Raw genomic sequence first — 13,938 nt, forward strand, 5'->3', positions numbered from 1 at the left:
CATGCAACCGCCCCTGCCCGCTCCCGACGACACCCGGCTGCGAGCCCTGGCAGTCAGCCGCCTGCTACACCACAGCGAACTCGGCACCCTCGCCCCCGGGCACACCCGCGCCGTATGCGACGCCTTCGGCGTCACCTCCCGTACCGTCCGCCGCTGGATGAAAAACGCCGCGGCCAACAACGGCACCTACACCCCACAGGGCCGCCCCGCCTACCAGCTCACCGACCACGCCATCGAAGTCATCGCACGATTGCGGGGCAACGTCACCGCCGCCTACAAGGAACTCAAAGAAGAACCCTTCAAGGACGAGAAACTCCCTTCCCCGGCCACGTTCCACCGGGCAGCCCAACGCCACTGGAACAAAGGACAGCGCGCCGGCCTGAGCGGAGGAGAAAGCGCCCGCCGCCGCTACGACATCCACGGAGAACGCGAACACCACCACCGCAACTATGCCTGGGAAACCGACCACGTCGAAGCCAGCGTCCCCGTCATCCTCGACGGCCACGTCCGCAAACCATGGATCACCTGGTTCATCGACTGCGCCACCAAATGTATCTGCGGCGTCGCCATCACCCCCCAGACACCCAGCAGGGAAAGCATCCTCGTCGCCCTGCGCGACGCCATCCTCACCGAAGCGCCGCACAACCCCTATGGCGGGATCCCCGACCGCATCCGCGTCGACGGCGGCCGCGACTTCCTCTCCCGCACCGTCGGCCAGGCACTCGGCTCGCTCGGCACTGAAACACATCGTGCTGCCGCCCCGCCGCCCCGACCTGAAAGCCACCGTCGAAGCAGCCAACGGCGCCATCAAAAAAACCCTCTTCGCCGACTTCCCCGGCTACACCGAAGCCCCCACCCTGTCAGGCGGCAAACCCGTCGACCCGACCAGCCCCTCCTGCACTTCGAAGGCTTCGTCGCCCTCGTCCTCGACTGGATCCGCAAACGCAACACCGTCCACACCATGGACAAACTCGACGGAAAAACCCCCGAGCAGGCATGGACGGACGACCTCACCCCCATCTTCGATGTCCCTGCCGAAGACCTGCACACCCTCACCCTTGAGCGCGCCGGTAAACCCCTGACCATCAACAACAGCGGCGTCCGCTGGCGCAAACGCGACTACATCGCCGAATGGATGCACGGCCACGCCGGCGAAAAGGTCCACCTGCGCCACCTCCTGCACCACGACCACCGCGTCGAGCTCTACGAGCCCGGCACCCTCCGCCACCTCGGCCCCGCCTTCCTCACCGATCAGGTGACCCCCGCCCAGCGCAGAGCACTCGACCGAGCCCGCCGCAGCGAGGCCGACCGACTGCGCAACGCACTCAAAAAGGCCGAGAGGAACCGCAACGCACGCTACGAAGCCGTCACCGAAGCACGCCCACCCCGACGGCTGGACGCCCTCACCCAGGACGAAGCGACCGAACAACTACGCGAACTCAACGCCACCAGCCAGGCATTCGAACCGCTCCCGGACTTCATTCCGCTTCCCGAACCCTCCGACGACCTGACCATGCCCCTGGACCACCGCCCCAACCAGCCCGAGGACGAACACCCCGACGACCAGACCGGACTCCGAACATGACCCAGCCACCCGCCCCCGCCTGCCGGCTTCCCGACCCCATCCACGACCACTACCAGCGCCTCGCCGGAGCCCACACGGTAGGCACCAAGGCAGCCCGCGAAACGGAACAACTCATCAAGGAGGCCATCGAGCACCACTCCATCATCTGCATCCACGGACAAGTCGGCCTCGGCAAGACCTTCGCCGTCCACCGCGCCCTGCGTAAATTCGCCCCCACAACACCGTCCGCCTCCGCTTCGACGCCAGCGCCACCAAGACCGAGGTCTACCACGCCTTCTGGCGCGCCCTCGCCCTGCCGGGCAAGCCCCTCGACAACCTCGCCGCCTGCAAAGGCGACATCCGACAGGCCCTCGCCAGCCAGCCCCACGTCCTGCTCATCGACGAAGTCCAGAACATCAACACCTCGCTCATGGAGAGCGCCCGGATCCTGTGGGACGAAGAGACAAACCCCCTCACCGTCATCCTCGTCGGCAGCGGCAACACCCGCCAACGAGTCCTGCGCCACGCACCCCTGCACTCCCGCCTCTACCAGGCCCAGCAGTTCAGACCACTGAGCCTTGCCGAGGTCTTCAACAACATCCCTCCCTACCACGCCGTGTGGAACGACGCCGACCAGGACCTCCTGGCCTTCACCGACGACGCAGGCGCACACGGCTACTTCCGTAACTGGGCCAAGATCACCTTCCATGCCCAGGAAGCCCTGAAGAAGAACCCCGAACTCACGATGAGCAAAGAACTCATCCGCTGGATCCTCGGTCGGCTCGACACCACCACCCGTCACTCCTGAACCCGCCGGAGCGGGCCCGCAGACAGGGGAGGTGAGCAGTCCTTGTCGGAGCGAACTTCAGTCGCTGCAACCACCAGGCTCCCACCGACGACCGCGCTGGCACAGGCCGGTGGATCGCCATCGACGAGTCCGGTTACCACGGCGATCAACTCCACGGCGGCGACCGTTACGTGATCATAGCCTCGGTGGCCATCGACGACGCGGAAGCAGCCGGATCGTGGACACGCTGCGACGAGAGGCGGGAATCCAGAAGTCCGCGACAGAGGTGAAGCTCCAGAAGATGTTCACCGGCGGGGAAGCCGGTCAGCGCCGTCGGCTCTTGGGCGAACTGCTGGCACCCGGCGCGCCCTTGCACGACCGTGCTTCGGTGTACGTGATCGACAAGCACTACTTTGTCGCGGCCAAGCTCGTAGACCTCGTGCTGGAGGATACGCCTACGCTCGCCGCCGCAAGGCCCCCCAGGCGAAGAAGGCGGCAGAGGTCCTGGACATGCTGCGCAAGACCCGCCCAGAAGCCGATGAGTTCGCCCGTGAGCGTCCGGCCGAGGCCACACCGACCGGAGAGCACGGCCTCCTGGACGACACTACGGACCTCCTCGTCACCGCGGTGCCCACGGTCATTCTCCACGCGTCGATACGCTACGGCGGCAAGCCCCAGGTCCTCGCGGACGACCAGAGGCTGCTGACTGACGACAAACTCGACGTCCTGGAACGCGGGGCCACGGCCGTGGGCTTGGTCCACGGCCTCATCAACGGGGCCGTCACCGAAACTGAAGCTCGGACCGCTCACTGCGGAGGACGGCCCGCGGTGAATACCGGGGCCGACGGGTGCTAGGGAGCGCCGTCGACTCTGCTTGTTCGTCTTCGGTCACCGCCGCCAGCGGGTGACCGGCCACGCGCCGCTATGCGCCGCCACGGGCCTGCCCATCTTGTCAGGGACGCGGGTGCCCAGACCGGCTTGCTGTCCGGATGTGTCGGACAGGACCCTAAGCCTGCCCAGCGAGCACTCTTCTGGCGCTCCCTTGAACCCTGCGGCCAGGATCTCGAACGCCTCCCCTTGACCACCGGCGCTCCGAGTTCGTGCAGGTCAGCCACCAGAACCTAGCGCCACATCAGGTGGGGGCTTGTACGGTCGTCGTCGGTGAGCGTGCGCTCGCCTATGTGACGGGTGGCGCCCTCGGTGAAATAGCTGCGGTGGGCTGCCCACAGGCCGGCGTAGAAGTGCCGGAAGATGAAGTCCATGAACCGTCCCACGTGCATAGGTGCGGCACAGGCGATTCGGCACTGTATGGAGTTGAGGGTCAGATGTGAGGCAGGGTGTCCCGGAGCGGCGGATGCCGGGTCGTAGTCGAAGCGTATGGCCGAGTGCAGCACCATACTGGTGGGGGTGTCTGCGGCGTAGATGTTCACGACGTCCAGTAGTGGTTCGACACGGACGAGGTCTGGGTCCATGCGGTAGGGCGTGGGTATGTAGGCGAGCCGGTGGCCGGCGGCAGGCCCGTCACCCACAACCGATCTCTACCGCGACCGCAACACGGTCGAGCGGGCCATCAACAGGATGAAGGACTGGCGAGGCATCGCGACCCGCTACGACAAGACGCCCGAGAGCTACCTCGCCGGACTTCATCTCCGCGCAGCGACCATCTGGATCAGCAACATCCTAAAAGCCCAATGATCACAACTGGAGACAGTCCCTAGTGACCTGTGGGTTCGAGGCTCGGCGGGCCGTGTTTTGCTCACTTTACCGGAGCCGGATGTTTCGGTGAGGGCGTTGCTGGGTGGGGCGCCCCGGCAGGCTATCTCTGATCCTGACCTCCGGCCGGGCCGCCGCCGCGACGGCGACCGTTGCTGCTCGGCGTGGCAGGAGCGCGCTGGGGCGACGCTGAGTCCGGGCAGTCCGGGGGGAATGCCGCCGGCGCGTCCCGGCGGGAGGTCGTCGCGTACGGCGCGGCCGCCCCGCCGTCGGCTTTGCGTCATTCCCGACACGCCCGGTGGTCAAGGCATGCTTGACATCGCAGTGAAAGGCCGGGACCGGAACCGTTCGAACGGGTGACCTGAGGCGAGGCTGCGCTGCCCGCTTCGCGTACGCGACTCTCCCCATGCGGCCTAATTTATATGTCGTCACGAACTGACCTCTCATTGATTCTCTTGCATGGTTTTCCGTCACATGCGGCTTTTGGGGTTGTGGGCGCGATGACCTCTTTGCACGCTGATGAGCAGATGTCATCACAACCGTGAGCACGTGCAGGGGGACGCGTTGGACGCCGAAATTGATGTCATGGCCGTGGCAACTCAGAGTGTCGCCGCACTGGTGACAGAGATGGTCCGCGGAGGATGGGATGCGGTCCGGGGCGCGTTCGCCCGCTTCCTGCACCGCGACGGACAAGCAGCCGACCGGCAGCTGGCCCTGTTCGACGAGGCGGCACAGACCCTGGCCAGCGGGCGGACACGCCCGACAGCGAGGAGAGGCGACGCCTGGAGAACCGCCTGGTCCTTCAACTGGCTGCCTATCTCGACCGCTTTCCCGACATGGCGGACGAACTGCGCGCTCTGCTGCCCGATGACACGCCCGCGTCAGGAGCACAAGGCCCGCCGCTGAGCGCGCAGCACAACACCCACAGCCAGGTCGTGCAAGCACTCGGCAACGTGGACGCCGGCAGCGGTGGCATCAACTACGGCGTCTCGCCACGCGCGGCGGACGCGTGACCGGGCCGTGACGTCTCCCACCGCACACTCCACCGGCCTCCCACCCGCCCAGCCCACGATCAGCGCCAGCGACAACTCCTACTCCACCATCTACCAGGCAGCAGGCGACATCAACCTGCACCAACGCCCGACACTGCCGACATTCCCCGTGACGGACAGCGAGATCAAGGCCGTACGCCGCGCCTGGGTCAAAATCACGCCCGCCAACACCCCGCTGACAACGGCCGACCAGATCCTGAAGCTGCTGCGCGAAGATGAGCCGATCGTCGTCATCAGCGGCCCGCCCGGTACCGGAAAGACCGCCGCCGCACTGCGGGCCCTGACCGACTTCGCCTCCAGCGCTCCGCACCGGACTCAGCGCGAGGACGGCTCCACCTCAGGCACGTCCTGCCCGACTGGGACGGTCCCGACTCCGACCTGCTGCCCGCGAACCAGGCCGCGGCTACATCCTCGACGTGGCGGGAGAAACCTGGAGCGACCCGCCCGCAGCCGCCCGACAAATCCTTGGACACGCCGACACGCTGCGGCACAGGGGCTCATGCCTCATCGTCATCACCGGTGCAGCCAACTGGCCGAGCGGACACGACCCGCAGATGGGCCGCATCGCCATCACAGCCGAAGCCCCCCGCGGAGACCTAGTACTGGAACGCCACCTCAACGTCCTCTACCCGGATCCGGACAAGATCGGCTGGCTCGCCAGCCATGACGGCAAGGACAGTGGCGGACTGACGGACCTGCTGCGGCCCGACATGCCGCCGGGAGAGGCTGCCGGCCGCGCTGTCGCACTCAGCCGCATCGACGCCACACGACCCGATGCCCTGAGCAGGGCACGGGATGCGATGACCGGATGGCAGCACCTCGTCGCGGCAACCTTCGCCGACACCGAGGGCAGCGCCGACGATCGGGCCCTGCTGCTCGCGGCCATCGTCCTGGACGGGAACAGCTCAACCGATGTCCTCAAGGCCGCCCGAACGCTACTTCAGCAAGATGAGCACCGCGCCATCACCGACATTCTTACTGCGCCCGCCCTCGCCACCCGCCTCGAGAAGGTGCAGGCCAAAGTCGAGGCCAGCGCGTCAGCTTCGACCACCTGCCCGGCTACCCCGACGCAGTGCTGCGCTACGTCTGGCGTCGCTCAGCGACGCCAGCAGCCGCTGCTGGAACTGGATCCAGAAGCTCACCACCCCCAAGGGCCCTGCCGCACCCCGCATCGACGCCCTCGCTGGGCTGCTGGCCGACCTCGCCGTCGCCGAGCACGACCTCAAACCCCTCGACATCACCCAGGCCTGGCCCAAGCCGGCTCACCAGGGCAACGGGCCGCCGCCACCATGCTCGCCACCGCTGCCCAACACCCACCCTGGGCTCGGAGGTCCGCGCCCGGCTGCGGACCTGGGCATCGAACCCCCGGAAGGCACCGCCACGGTCACAGCCGTCGCCTGCCAGGGCGAGTTCGCCTCCCTCTACCCACGCCAGGCCCTGACCTGCCTGCGATGGGTCCTGGACCGGCCGCGTCACGACCAGGCCGTCACCGAAGCAGCCCAAGCCCTGCGCACCATGGCCTCCAACCTCCACCTCCTGCCGAAGGTCTGGGACGCCGTCACCGCCTGGAGAAGCGGCCCCGCACAAGGCGAGCGAGGCCACCGGGCCGGACGCAGGGCCTTCATCGCCCTGCTCACCCCCCAGGCCGACCCATCGCCGGCCCCCCTCCTGCTCGCCAACGCGCTCACCGACCCAGCAACCGCCGACGACCTCGCCGCCGGCTGGTGCGCCGTGCTGGAAGAACCCGCCTTCGACGAGCCAGCCGAAACACTGCTGACCGACTGGGCCCAGGCCGTCGCCGACGCCGCCCTCGACAGGCAAGCCGTCATCCGCATCCTCGACCGCGTCATCGACCAGCACCTCATGACCGGCCCCATGGCAGCCTTCCTCATGGGCCGCGAAGGCCACGCCCACACCCCCGCCGCCGTCATCGACTGCGCAAACACCTCATGATCAGCTACCGCGCGCCGGCACCACCCGGCCCGGAGCCGCACGAGCCGATCCACCCGAAACCCCGACCGCGCCGAACCGGCGCCGCGGGCGCCGACTCTCCGCCAGCCGGACCCCTCGCCACGCACCCACATGCACTCGCCGATGCTGCCCCCTCGCTCAACGGGCTCGGACGGGAGAGCGCATGACCCACACCACCCGGCGAGCTCGCCACCGCGCGCTGCGGCGAGGCGTCACCGACTTCCCCGCTCTCCTGCGCAGTTCCGCCCGGCATCCACTTCACGCCCTCATCACCGCCACGGTCCTCACCGACCCCGATAGCGCCAACGACACGGACCTCATCGCCAACCACATCCGGCAGGCCCTGCGATCCGCCGCAGCCGAGGCCCTGCGCGAGCAGGACCCCACCGACCTCCCTGCCGCCCGCGACGCCTGCAACCGTCACCTGAGCACCCCCGCACCACCGCCACGGCATCAAGGTGACGGCCGCCGCCCGCCTCACTCTGGCCCCGGACGACCAGGCCGCAGTAAACGAACTCCTCACCGCGGCCCGCACCCAGGGCATCAAAGACACCCTGGAAAGCCAGCGCACCCAGGCGCTCGCGAACGACTCGCCCACCCCGCAGCCCTCCTGGCCTGGCTGCTTTCCAACTCCACCACCGACCTGGCCGGCCTGCCGGACGACAAGGCCCTGGCCGACACCGCAGAGCGCCTCGCCCGCTACCCCGCTCCGAAGGCGAGCCCTTCGAAGTCCAAGTCCTCGCCCTCGTACGGGACTTCTTCGACCAGTTCCCCCGCCAAGAGCAAAGCGCATGCTCATGCAACTCCTCGCCGACGCCATGCGCGGAGCCCGCCAACCCGCACACGCGGACAAGATCCAAGAACTCTCGAGAACACAACGAACCCCGCCGGCACTGTCCCGGCCATGACCCCCACCCTGCTGCGCTGCCTGCTGTCCCCCTCACCAGCTGGTACGCCCTGAGGCTGATGCGCCGAGCCCGCCGCGAAACACACCGCACTACCCACCTTTGACGCCGCCTGGCGCCGCGCCCGGGTACAACGCCACCCGACGAAGCCCCGTACCTGCTGTACGGGCACGGCGCACCTGACCCTCATACCCGCGCTACCCCCACCGAGGACCAGACACGTCCCGACCGGCCGTGACCCCAACCGGCGCCACGGGCAGCAAGTGCCCGAGTCAGTGTCCTGCGCGCTGCCGACTGGGGGGAAGGCCATCATGACCCGCTACGCCGCCTGACGGCAGCTACGTAAACACGGCGGCGGCCATCTCGAACTCGACCTCGGCGCACAGATCTTGACGTACATCGAACCCTGACCGGCTCCCGCTCCGCCGTACTCCTCTACAGCGGCGATGGAGGACCCGGCTCCGGACATCTGCCCGCACGCGTCTGTGCGGCAGACTCCCATGAACATAGGGAAGGGCGTAGTTGCCGCACTCGCTCGGCGAGGCCATCGACAGCCCCCCACATGCGTGGGGAGCACTCGGCCCATGATGGGGCCGCAGTTTACGCCTCCGACAGACCCCCACATGCGTAGGGAGCACGCTTGCTGGCCTGCAGGGTCAGCATCTTACGTGAGTGATTTTGCTCATCCTCGGGGCCGACCACACCGAAGAACGCTCCTATGGCTCCGCCACCAGCGGCGGTTTCGACGCAAACCGACTTCGCCCGCCGCGTCGACGCTGCCAGCGGCGGTGTCACCGCGGCCGTACACCAATGGCTGGTGGAGACCAGCCGTATCCGCCCCGACGCCGAGATCATTGACCTTGAGATTCGTACCTGGTGCCCGCGCTGACCGAGACCAGGCAAGCGATCTTCACCCGGCACGCAGGCTCCGGAATCCCGACACCAGCTTCTCCGAAGAGGAAGCGGTTCATCACAGCCCACAGCCCGAGCGGCCTGTCGGGCTGATGACCCTGTCGTCATGCGGCCCCGAGCCCAGGCACGCCATCACCTGCGCCTGCCCGACGACGCCTACGGCACCGAGGAAGCGCACCGACACGTCACCGCACGGCCGGCCGCCCACCCGGACCTCCCCCGATACGACGGTCGACTCGAAACTAAGGGGAGGAGCTCATCCCGAGCTGAACGCTGGCCCTGTCTCTCAGACCCTCGCCTCGACCATCAGCCATATGCCGATGACATGGGTGACAGCGTGGCACCAACGCATGAACGGGCACATGAGTCTGATTTCGCATATGCCCGGCCGTGATGAAACCGATCGCGCCGTCAGTGAGCCATATGCGGTGGTGATGGGAGAGCGCGCTCTCCATGCAATGCGCGAGTGCGCTCCCGCGCGCCGGGGTGTGACGTTTTTTCTCTGTTTCACGACCAGAATTGGCCGATCACCGTTCGGAACCTGAGGCCCTGCGAGAAGGGAATAGGGCGGGAACGGCGAGTGGCTCGATTAACGGACCGTAATGTTGGTGCGCTGTCCGCGTGACCATGTAGCGTCCCAGAACACGAGGGAGCCCCGGACCTGGTTGGCATGCCGTAGCCGGGGCTCACTCGCTTCTGTACTTTCGATCAAGGAGAGCTATGCCTCCCGACCGTTTCCTGCTCCGCCGACTGCCGCGAATGGCCCGTGCGGAGCGAGTCGACCGTAACATCCCTCAGTTGCGCCTGGTGAAACCAACGAGGTGCATGACAGAACGGTCAACATGCAGATGGGAGCGTTCATCGCCGCTCCCGTGCTGGGCATTGTGCTGGTCTGCCGCCCAGAGGCCAAGACGTGGCACTGGCTGCCATGGTGACCCTGACGGCCGCCTTGCGGCGTTCGTACTTCCGTCACCGGCACCTTCGCGTCACCTGACGCCGACGGCCTGTGGAAGTCAGACGCACATCTGGCCTCCACAAGCCGGACCGGAAGGGCGGGACCCCACTCCACTGGTGTCAGCGCACGGTGAAGGGGATTCCGCCCTCCTCGTTGGCAAACCGCCAAGTTCTGAGGTCAAAGTCCACGGTCACTCATCCCCGAAAGGGACTACACACCATGCCCCCGAAGGATCCGCTCTCCATCCGCTGCTTCAACCCCAGTTGTCCGAACACGTTACCCAGGTGAAGAAGTCCGGCCGCCCTCGCCATACTGCAGCGAGGCATGCGGCAAGCTTACCGCAAGAACCGGGACGTACGAACGCTCAGGTGAGCCGCGACCAGGCTGCCTACACCAGGGAGGTCGCCGATGAGGTTGCCCGACAGGTCGCGGTCTGTCTGGGTGCCGCACGCACGTGCGACCCACTGACGGCGCTGCGCCAGGTGGTCCAAGCGGAGAAGAACTTCGTGACCTCAAGGACGCCCTCGTCCAGCAGGCCCGGCACAGGGCATGAAATCCGCTTGTAATCGCGGAGGCGATGAGCATCAGCCCTTACAAGCTCTCCCGTGGCATGTCGACCCCTTCTGTCACACGCCGCATCGAGAACCGGTACAAAGCCCGCAACAGTGAAACCGCGCTTCCGCTGCCCAGCCGCACTACGCCGCCGCCGGCACCGTCCCAAGCAACGGCACCGCGCTTCCCCTCCGGACGCAGCTTCCCACCGACACCCGCACCCACCTCACCAGTCTCCAATGAAGCGAGCACTCCGGCCGAGGAGGCCAAGCCCGCCGACACCCTCGCCCGCGCGCTGACACATCTGCAACGCACCAGCGATAAAACCCTGCGCGCACTGGCCGGGGAATCCGGAGTATCTGCCTCCTACGTCTCCCGCATTCTGTCCGGGGGCCGTTGCCCGTCCTGGAAGATCACCCAGCAGATCGCGCTCTCCTGTCGTGCAGACCCTGCCGAATTAAAACCACTGTGGGATGCCGCCCGCGGCCACCCTATTGTCCAGGCCGACACCTCCACCCTGCCTTGCGGGGGCTGCACCTAGCCGCTTCGTGCCCGGAACCCGACACGATCCGGCGACTCAGCCACAACGCCCTGACCGTAGACGAGATCACCATGCTCCTCCACGGCCAGCAAGTACCGGATTGGCAAGTTGTCCGCCATTTCGTCGGTGCCCTGCGAGGCCGGCCCGAGACCGTCCGCCCACTGTGGAAAGCCGCACGTCACGCCGCACTGGCCGTCCAGCCAACCGAGTCCACAGCGTCGGCGAGCGTCGGGTCGGCGTCCGAAACCCTGTGATCCGCCACGCCTTCGTCTGTCTGTTCAAGGGGGAACCATGCCTGCCGATAGCGCAACGCCGCCACACCCCGCGCAGACCGTGTCCTGGGACTCACCGCGACCCCAGTGGCGCGCAACCGCCGGCTGTGACTTTGCCTCCCGCCTTTCAGGCATTCCACCACCTGCACTACGAGCGCTACCTTGAGTACGCCCAGGCGCACCTGCCGGAGTCGACAGCGACGCGAGCGGTCCGGGAGGCATTCGGCTACCTCGCCACCCACTGGCCCTACATCGTCAGCCGCCTCAATCCGACATCCTGCGCTTGGTCCTGGTTCACGACCCGCATCCGTATTGTCAGCCGCCCCGTTCTCACAGCCGTCGCCCACGCCAATACGATGCTGTCCTCCTCCACTGCGTCCTCGGCCACCCCATCAAGGAAGCCGCCGCACTCATGGGTGAACACCCCAGCAAATTGAGGTACTTGACCAGCCGGTACCAGGGCCACAGAGCGCAAGGGCCCCCCGACGCCCGCCTCTTCACGCACCGCAGGAAAACCGCTGACTCCCTTGCAGTGTGACCGCAGCTCCTGACCCGCCTGCAGAGGCCCGGCGGGATCTCGATACCGGAGAAGGGGGTTCCACACCCGCGGGTGCACCAGGAGGCTTTGTGCTGCGGCCCGCCTGAGCGCTTCGCAGGGTCGTAGGGCCTGGGCGGTGTCACAGGCCCGTCTAGGCTTGTCATTTCGGTACGGGCACGGGAAATTCGAGCAGGGGAGCAGCGTGACGGACTTCACGCGGCACAGGCCAACTACCTCTACGAGCGGTTGACGGAAAAAAACTCCAGCGTCTGTGCGCAGCCCTCCTCGCCCACCTCACCCCGACGCCCGCTGCACCCGGTCGGGCACTCCGACGGCGGCCGGGACATGACCCGTACCGACGGCACCGAAACCGTCGTCTATCAAGTGAAATGGACCAGCAAGTCGATCCAGAACCCGTGTCCTGGCTCACGCGCAGCGGTGCGGGCGAAGCGGACAACATCCGCCGGCTGGTGAGCGGCGGCGCGACCCGGTACGTGCTCATCACCTCCGTCGCCGGCACAGCCGTCCCGGGCCGGGCAGTAATGGACCGTCTGGACCCGAACTCGCTCGGCTCCAGCGTGACTTCAACATACCCGTGCAGGTGTGGTGGCGCTCCGACGTCGACGCCGCGCGCGTCGACGCCGCGCCCACCGAGCTAAGTGGGCCTACTCCGACATGCTGGCCGGCCACGACCTGGTGCCGCTACTTCATTCCACGGCGCCCAGGCACGGCCCAGGACCAGGGACTGCGGGCCCTGCTGATGAACGTGATCGCCACGCAGTGGGAAAAGACTCCAAGGTCAAGTTCAAGCAGGTCGAACTGACCACCCACAACCTCGACGACCTGTTCATCGACGTCGGAGCCTCCCGTGTCTCCGAGCCGAGCAACCTGCGGCGCTCCCTGCCCATGCGCTGGAGTTCGCCAGGGCCCCGCCCGAACTGGCCGGTGCCGCACACTACCTACTGCGAGCCGACCGCCCGTACACCCTGGTGCGCGGCGAACCCGGCCAAGGCAAGTCCACCCTGACCAGTACCTGTGCCAGCGCCACCGCGAGGCCTACCTCAACGAAGCCGAAGAGCCCGCTGCCGACCCGGCCGCGCAGGAGCAACCGCCGACCCCCGTATCGCACTGCGTATCGACCTGCACGACCGCGCTGGCTGGCAGGCCAGACCCTTTCGCCGACGAGATGACAACGGCCAAGAAGCGCCTGCGCCGCGACGGACAGCTCGAACACTTCCTGGCCGCGTTCCTCACCGCCCACGGCGGAGGCCTGCCCGCCGACGCCACGACGGCACGACCTGCTTGCCCGACTGCCCGTCCTGCTGGTCCTTGACGGACTCGACGAAGTCGCCAGCCCCGCCACCCGCAAACGCGTCGTCAGCGAGATCGACAGCTTCACCGCCCGGCTGCGCACCGCCCTCAACGCCCAGCTGATCGTCACCACCCCGGCCCAACGCGGCAGAGCTGGCCGAACCGTCCGAGACCCTGTTCGAAACCATCACACTCACCCGCCTCAGCCCCGAACTGCGCACCACCTACCTGCACAAATGGGCCCGCCCGGGGCATATCAGGCCCCGGCCTGGTGGAGCTGGAACTTACGTTCAAGCAGCGCTCAGCCGAGCCGCACATCGCCCAACTGGCCGACAACCCCATGCAGCTGACGATCCTGCTGTTTTTGATGCAACGACGCGCGCCAACTCCGTGCCCACCAACCGCACCGCGCTCTACACCTCCTACATGGAACCTTCCTGGACAGGGAGGCAGAAAAGACGCCGACAGTCCACGAACACCGGGCTGACCTGGAGGAAGTCACGGCGTTCTTGGGATGGCACCTGCAGGCACGCGCCGAGGCGGAGAACCGCAACGGCCAGATGCCCACCCCGAGCTGCTCAGAGCCATCATGAACTACCTGTTCGACGTCGAGAAGGACCAGTCGATGTTCACCGACTTGTTCACCGCCGTCACCGACCGGGTCTGGGCCCTCACCAGCAAGGTGCAGGGAACCTTCGAGTTCGACGTGCAGCCGCTGCGCGAGTACTTCGCAGCCCGCTACCTTACGAGTACGCGCGCGGCGCCGACCAGCGGGCTTCGATGCCGGCGACGTTCTGCGCAACATGGTCCGGCGCGGGTACTGGCTCAACACCCTGCGCTTCTATGCCGGATTCGCCAACCCCAA

At 67.1% G+C, this 13,938-nt stretch carries 9 protein-coding genes and 1 pseudogene; 9 read left to right on the forward strand and 1 reads right to left on the reverse strand.

Going from position 1 to position 13,938, the window contains the following annotated elements; all coding sequences use genetic code 11:
- Window position 1: 1 nt before the first annotated feature.
- The 3 genes from J8403_RS43195 to J8403_RS43205 all read left to right on the forward strand — a co-directional run bounded on the left by J8403_RS43195 (window position 2) and on the right by J8403_RS43205 (window position 3,206).
- Window positions 2-1,585, forward strand: coding sequence for a Mu transposase C-terminal domain-containing protein (locus tag J8403_RS43195; protein ID WP_246586279.1), 1,584 nt, complete (start codon window positions 2-4; stop codon window positions 1,583-1,585).
- A 205-nt stretch (window positions 1,586-1,790) separates the two neighbouring features.
- Window positions 1,791-2,372 (forward strand): AAA family ATPase, encoded by a 582-nt coding sequence (locus tag J8403_RS43200; protein ID WP_211128716.1) that lies wholly within the window; start codon window positions 1,791-1,793, stop codon window positions 2,370-2,372.
- Window positions 2,373-2,861: 489 nt separating this feature from the next.
- Window positions 2,862-3,206 (forward strand): hypothetical protein, encoded by a 345-nt coding sequence (locus J8403_RS43205; protein WP_211121280.1) that lies wholly within the window; start codon window positions 2,862-2,864, stop codon window positions 3,204-3,206.
- A gap of 266 nt (window positions 3,207-3,472) precedes the next feature.
- Here the strand turns inward: J8403_RS43205 and J8403_RS43210 are convergent, their stop codons facing one another.
- The gene (locus tag J8403_RS43210; RefSeq protein ID WP_211121279.1) at window positions 3,473-3,823 is read right to left on the reverse strand and encodes a DUF2290 domain-containing protein; all 351 of its coding nucleotides are present in this window, start codon (window positions 3,821-3,823) and stop codon (window positions 3,473-3,475) included.
- A 36-nt stretch (window positions 3,824-3,859) separates the two neighbouring features.
- On the opposite strand from J8403_RS43210, the pseudogene J8403_RS43215 reads away from it, so the two are divergent.
- The 6 genes and pseudogenes from J8403_RS43215 to J8403_RS43240 form a co-directional block, all read left to right on the forward strand.
- Window positions 3,860-4,046, forward strand: a pseudogene (locus tag J8403_RS43215) (hypothetical protein); the annotation flags it as partial.
- An 854-nt stretch (window positions 4,047-4,900) separates the two neighbouring features.
- Window positions 4,901-5,077: a hypothetical protein gene (locus tag J8403_RS43220; RefSeq protein WP_211127994.1), complete on the forward strand. Its 177-nt coding sequence runs from the start codon at window positions 4,901-4,903 to the stop codon at window positions 5,075-5,077.
- Between the two features lie 1,554 nt (window positions 5,078-6,631).
- Window positions 6,632-7,069, forward strand: coding sequence for a hypothetical protein (locus tag J8403_RS43225; RefSeq protein ID WP_211127995.1), 438 nt, complete (start codon window positions 6,632-6,634; stop codon window positions 7,067-7,069).
- 3,367 nt (window positions 7,070-10,436) lie between these two features.
- The gene (locus J8403_RS43230; RefSeq protein WP_211127996.1) at window positions 10,437-10,952 is read left to right on the forward strand and encodes a helix-turn-helix domain-containing protein; all 516 of its coding nucleotides are present in this window, start codon (window positions 10,437-10,439) and stop codon (window positions 10,950-10,952) included.
- 1,590 nt (window positions 10,953-12,542) lie between these two features.
- Window positions 12,543-12,788, forward strand: coding sequence for a hypothetical protein (locus J8403_RS43235; RefSeq protein WP_211127997.1), 246 nt, complete (start codon window positions 12,543-12,545; stop codon window positions 12,786-12,788).
- Window positions 12,789-13,662: 874 nt separating this feature from the next.
- Window positions 13,663-13,938: hypothetical protein (locus J8403_RS43240; protein ID WP_211127998.1), on the forward strand; the 276-nt coding region annotated here is incomplete at its 3' end.

It is taken from the genome of Streptomyces yatensis (assembly GCF_018069625.1).
Classification (GTDB): domain Bacteria; phylum Actinomycetota; class Actinomycetes; order Streptomycetales; family Streptomycetaceae; genus Streptomyces; species Streptomyces yatensis.

Bases quoted from the DNA above. Each gene is read 5' to 3' on its own strand.
- J8403_RS43225 (WP_211127995.1), top strand. From the start codon at position 6,632: ATGGCCTCCAACCTCCACCTCCTGCCGAAGGTCTGGGACGCCGTCACC.
- J8403_RS43210 (WP_211121279.1), bottom strand. From the start codon at position 3,823: ATGGACCCAGACCTCGTCCGTGTCGAACCACTACTGGACGTCGTGAAC.
- J8403_RS43195 (WP_246586279.1), top strand. From the start codon at position 2: ATGCAACCGCCCCTGCCCGCTCCCGACGACACCCGGCTGCGAGCCCTG.
- J8403_RS43230 (WP_211127996.1), top strand. From the start codon at position 10,437: ATGAGCATCAGCCCTTACAAGCTCTCCCGTGGCATGTCGACCCCTTCT.
- J8403_RS43205 (WP_211121280.1), top strand. From the start codon at position 2,862: ATGCTGCGCAAGACCCGCCCAGAAGCCGATGAGTTCGCCCGTGAGCGT.
- J8403_RS43220 (WP_211127994.1), top strand. From the start codon at position 4,901: ATGGCGGACGAACTGCGCGCTCTGCTGCCCGATGACACGCCCGCGTCA.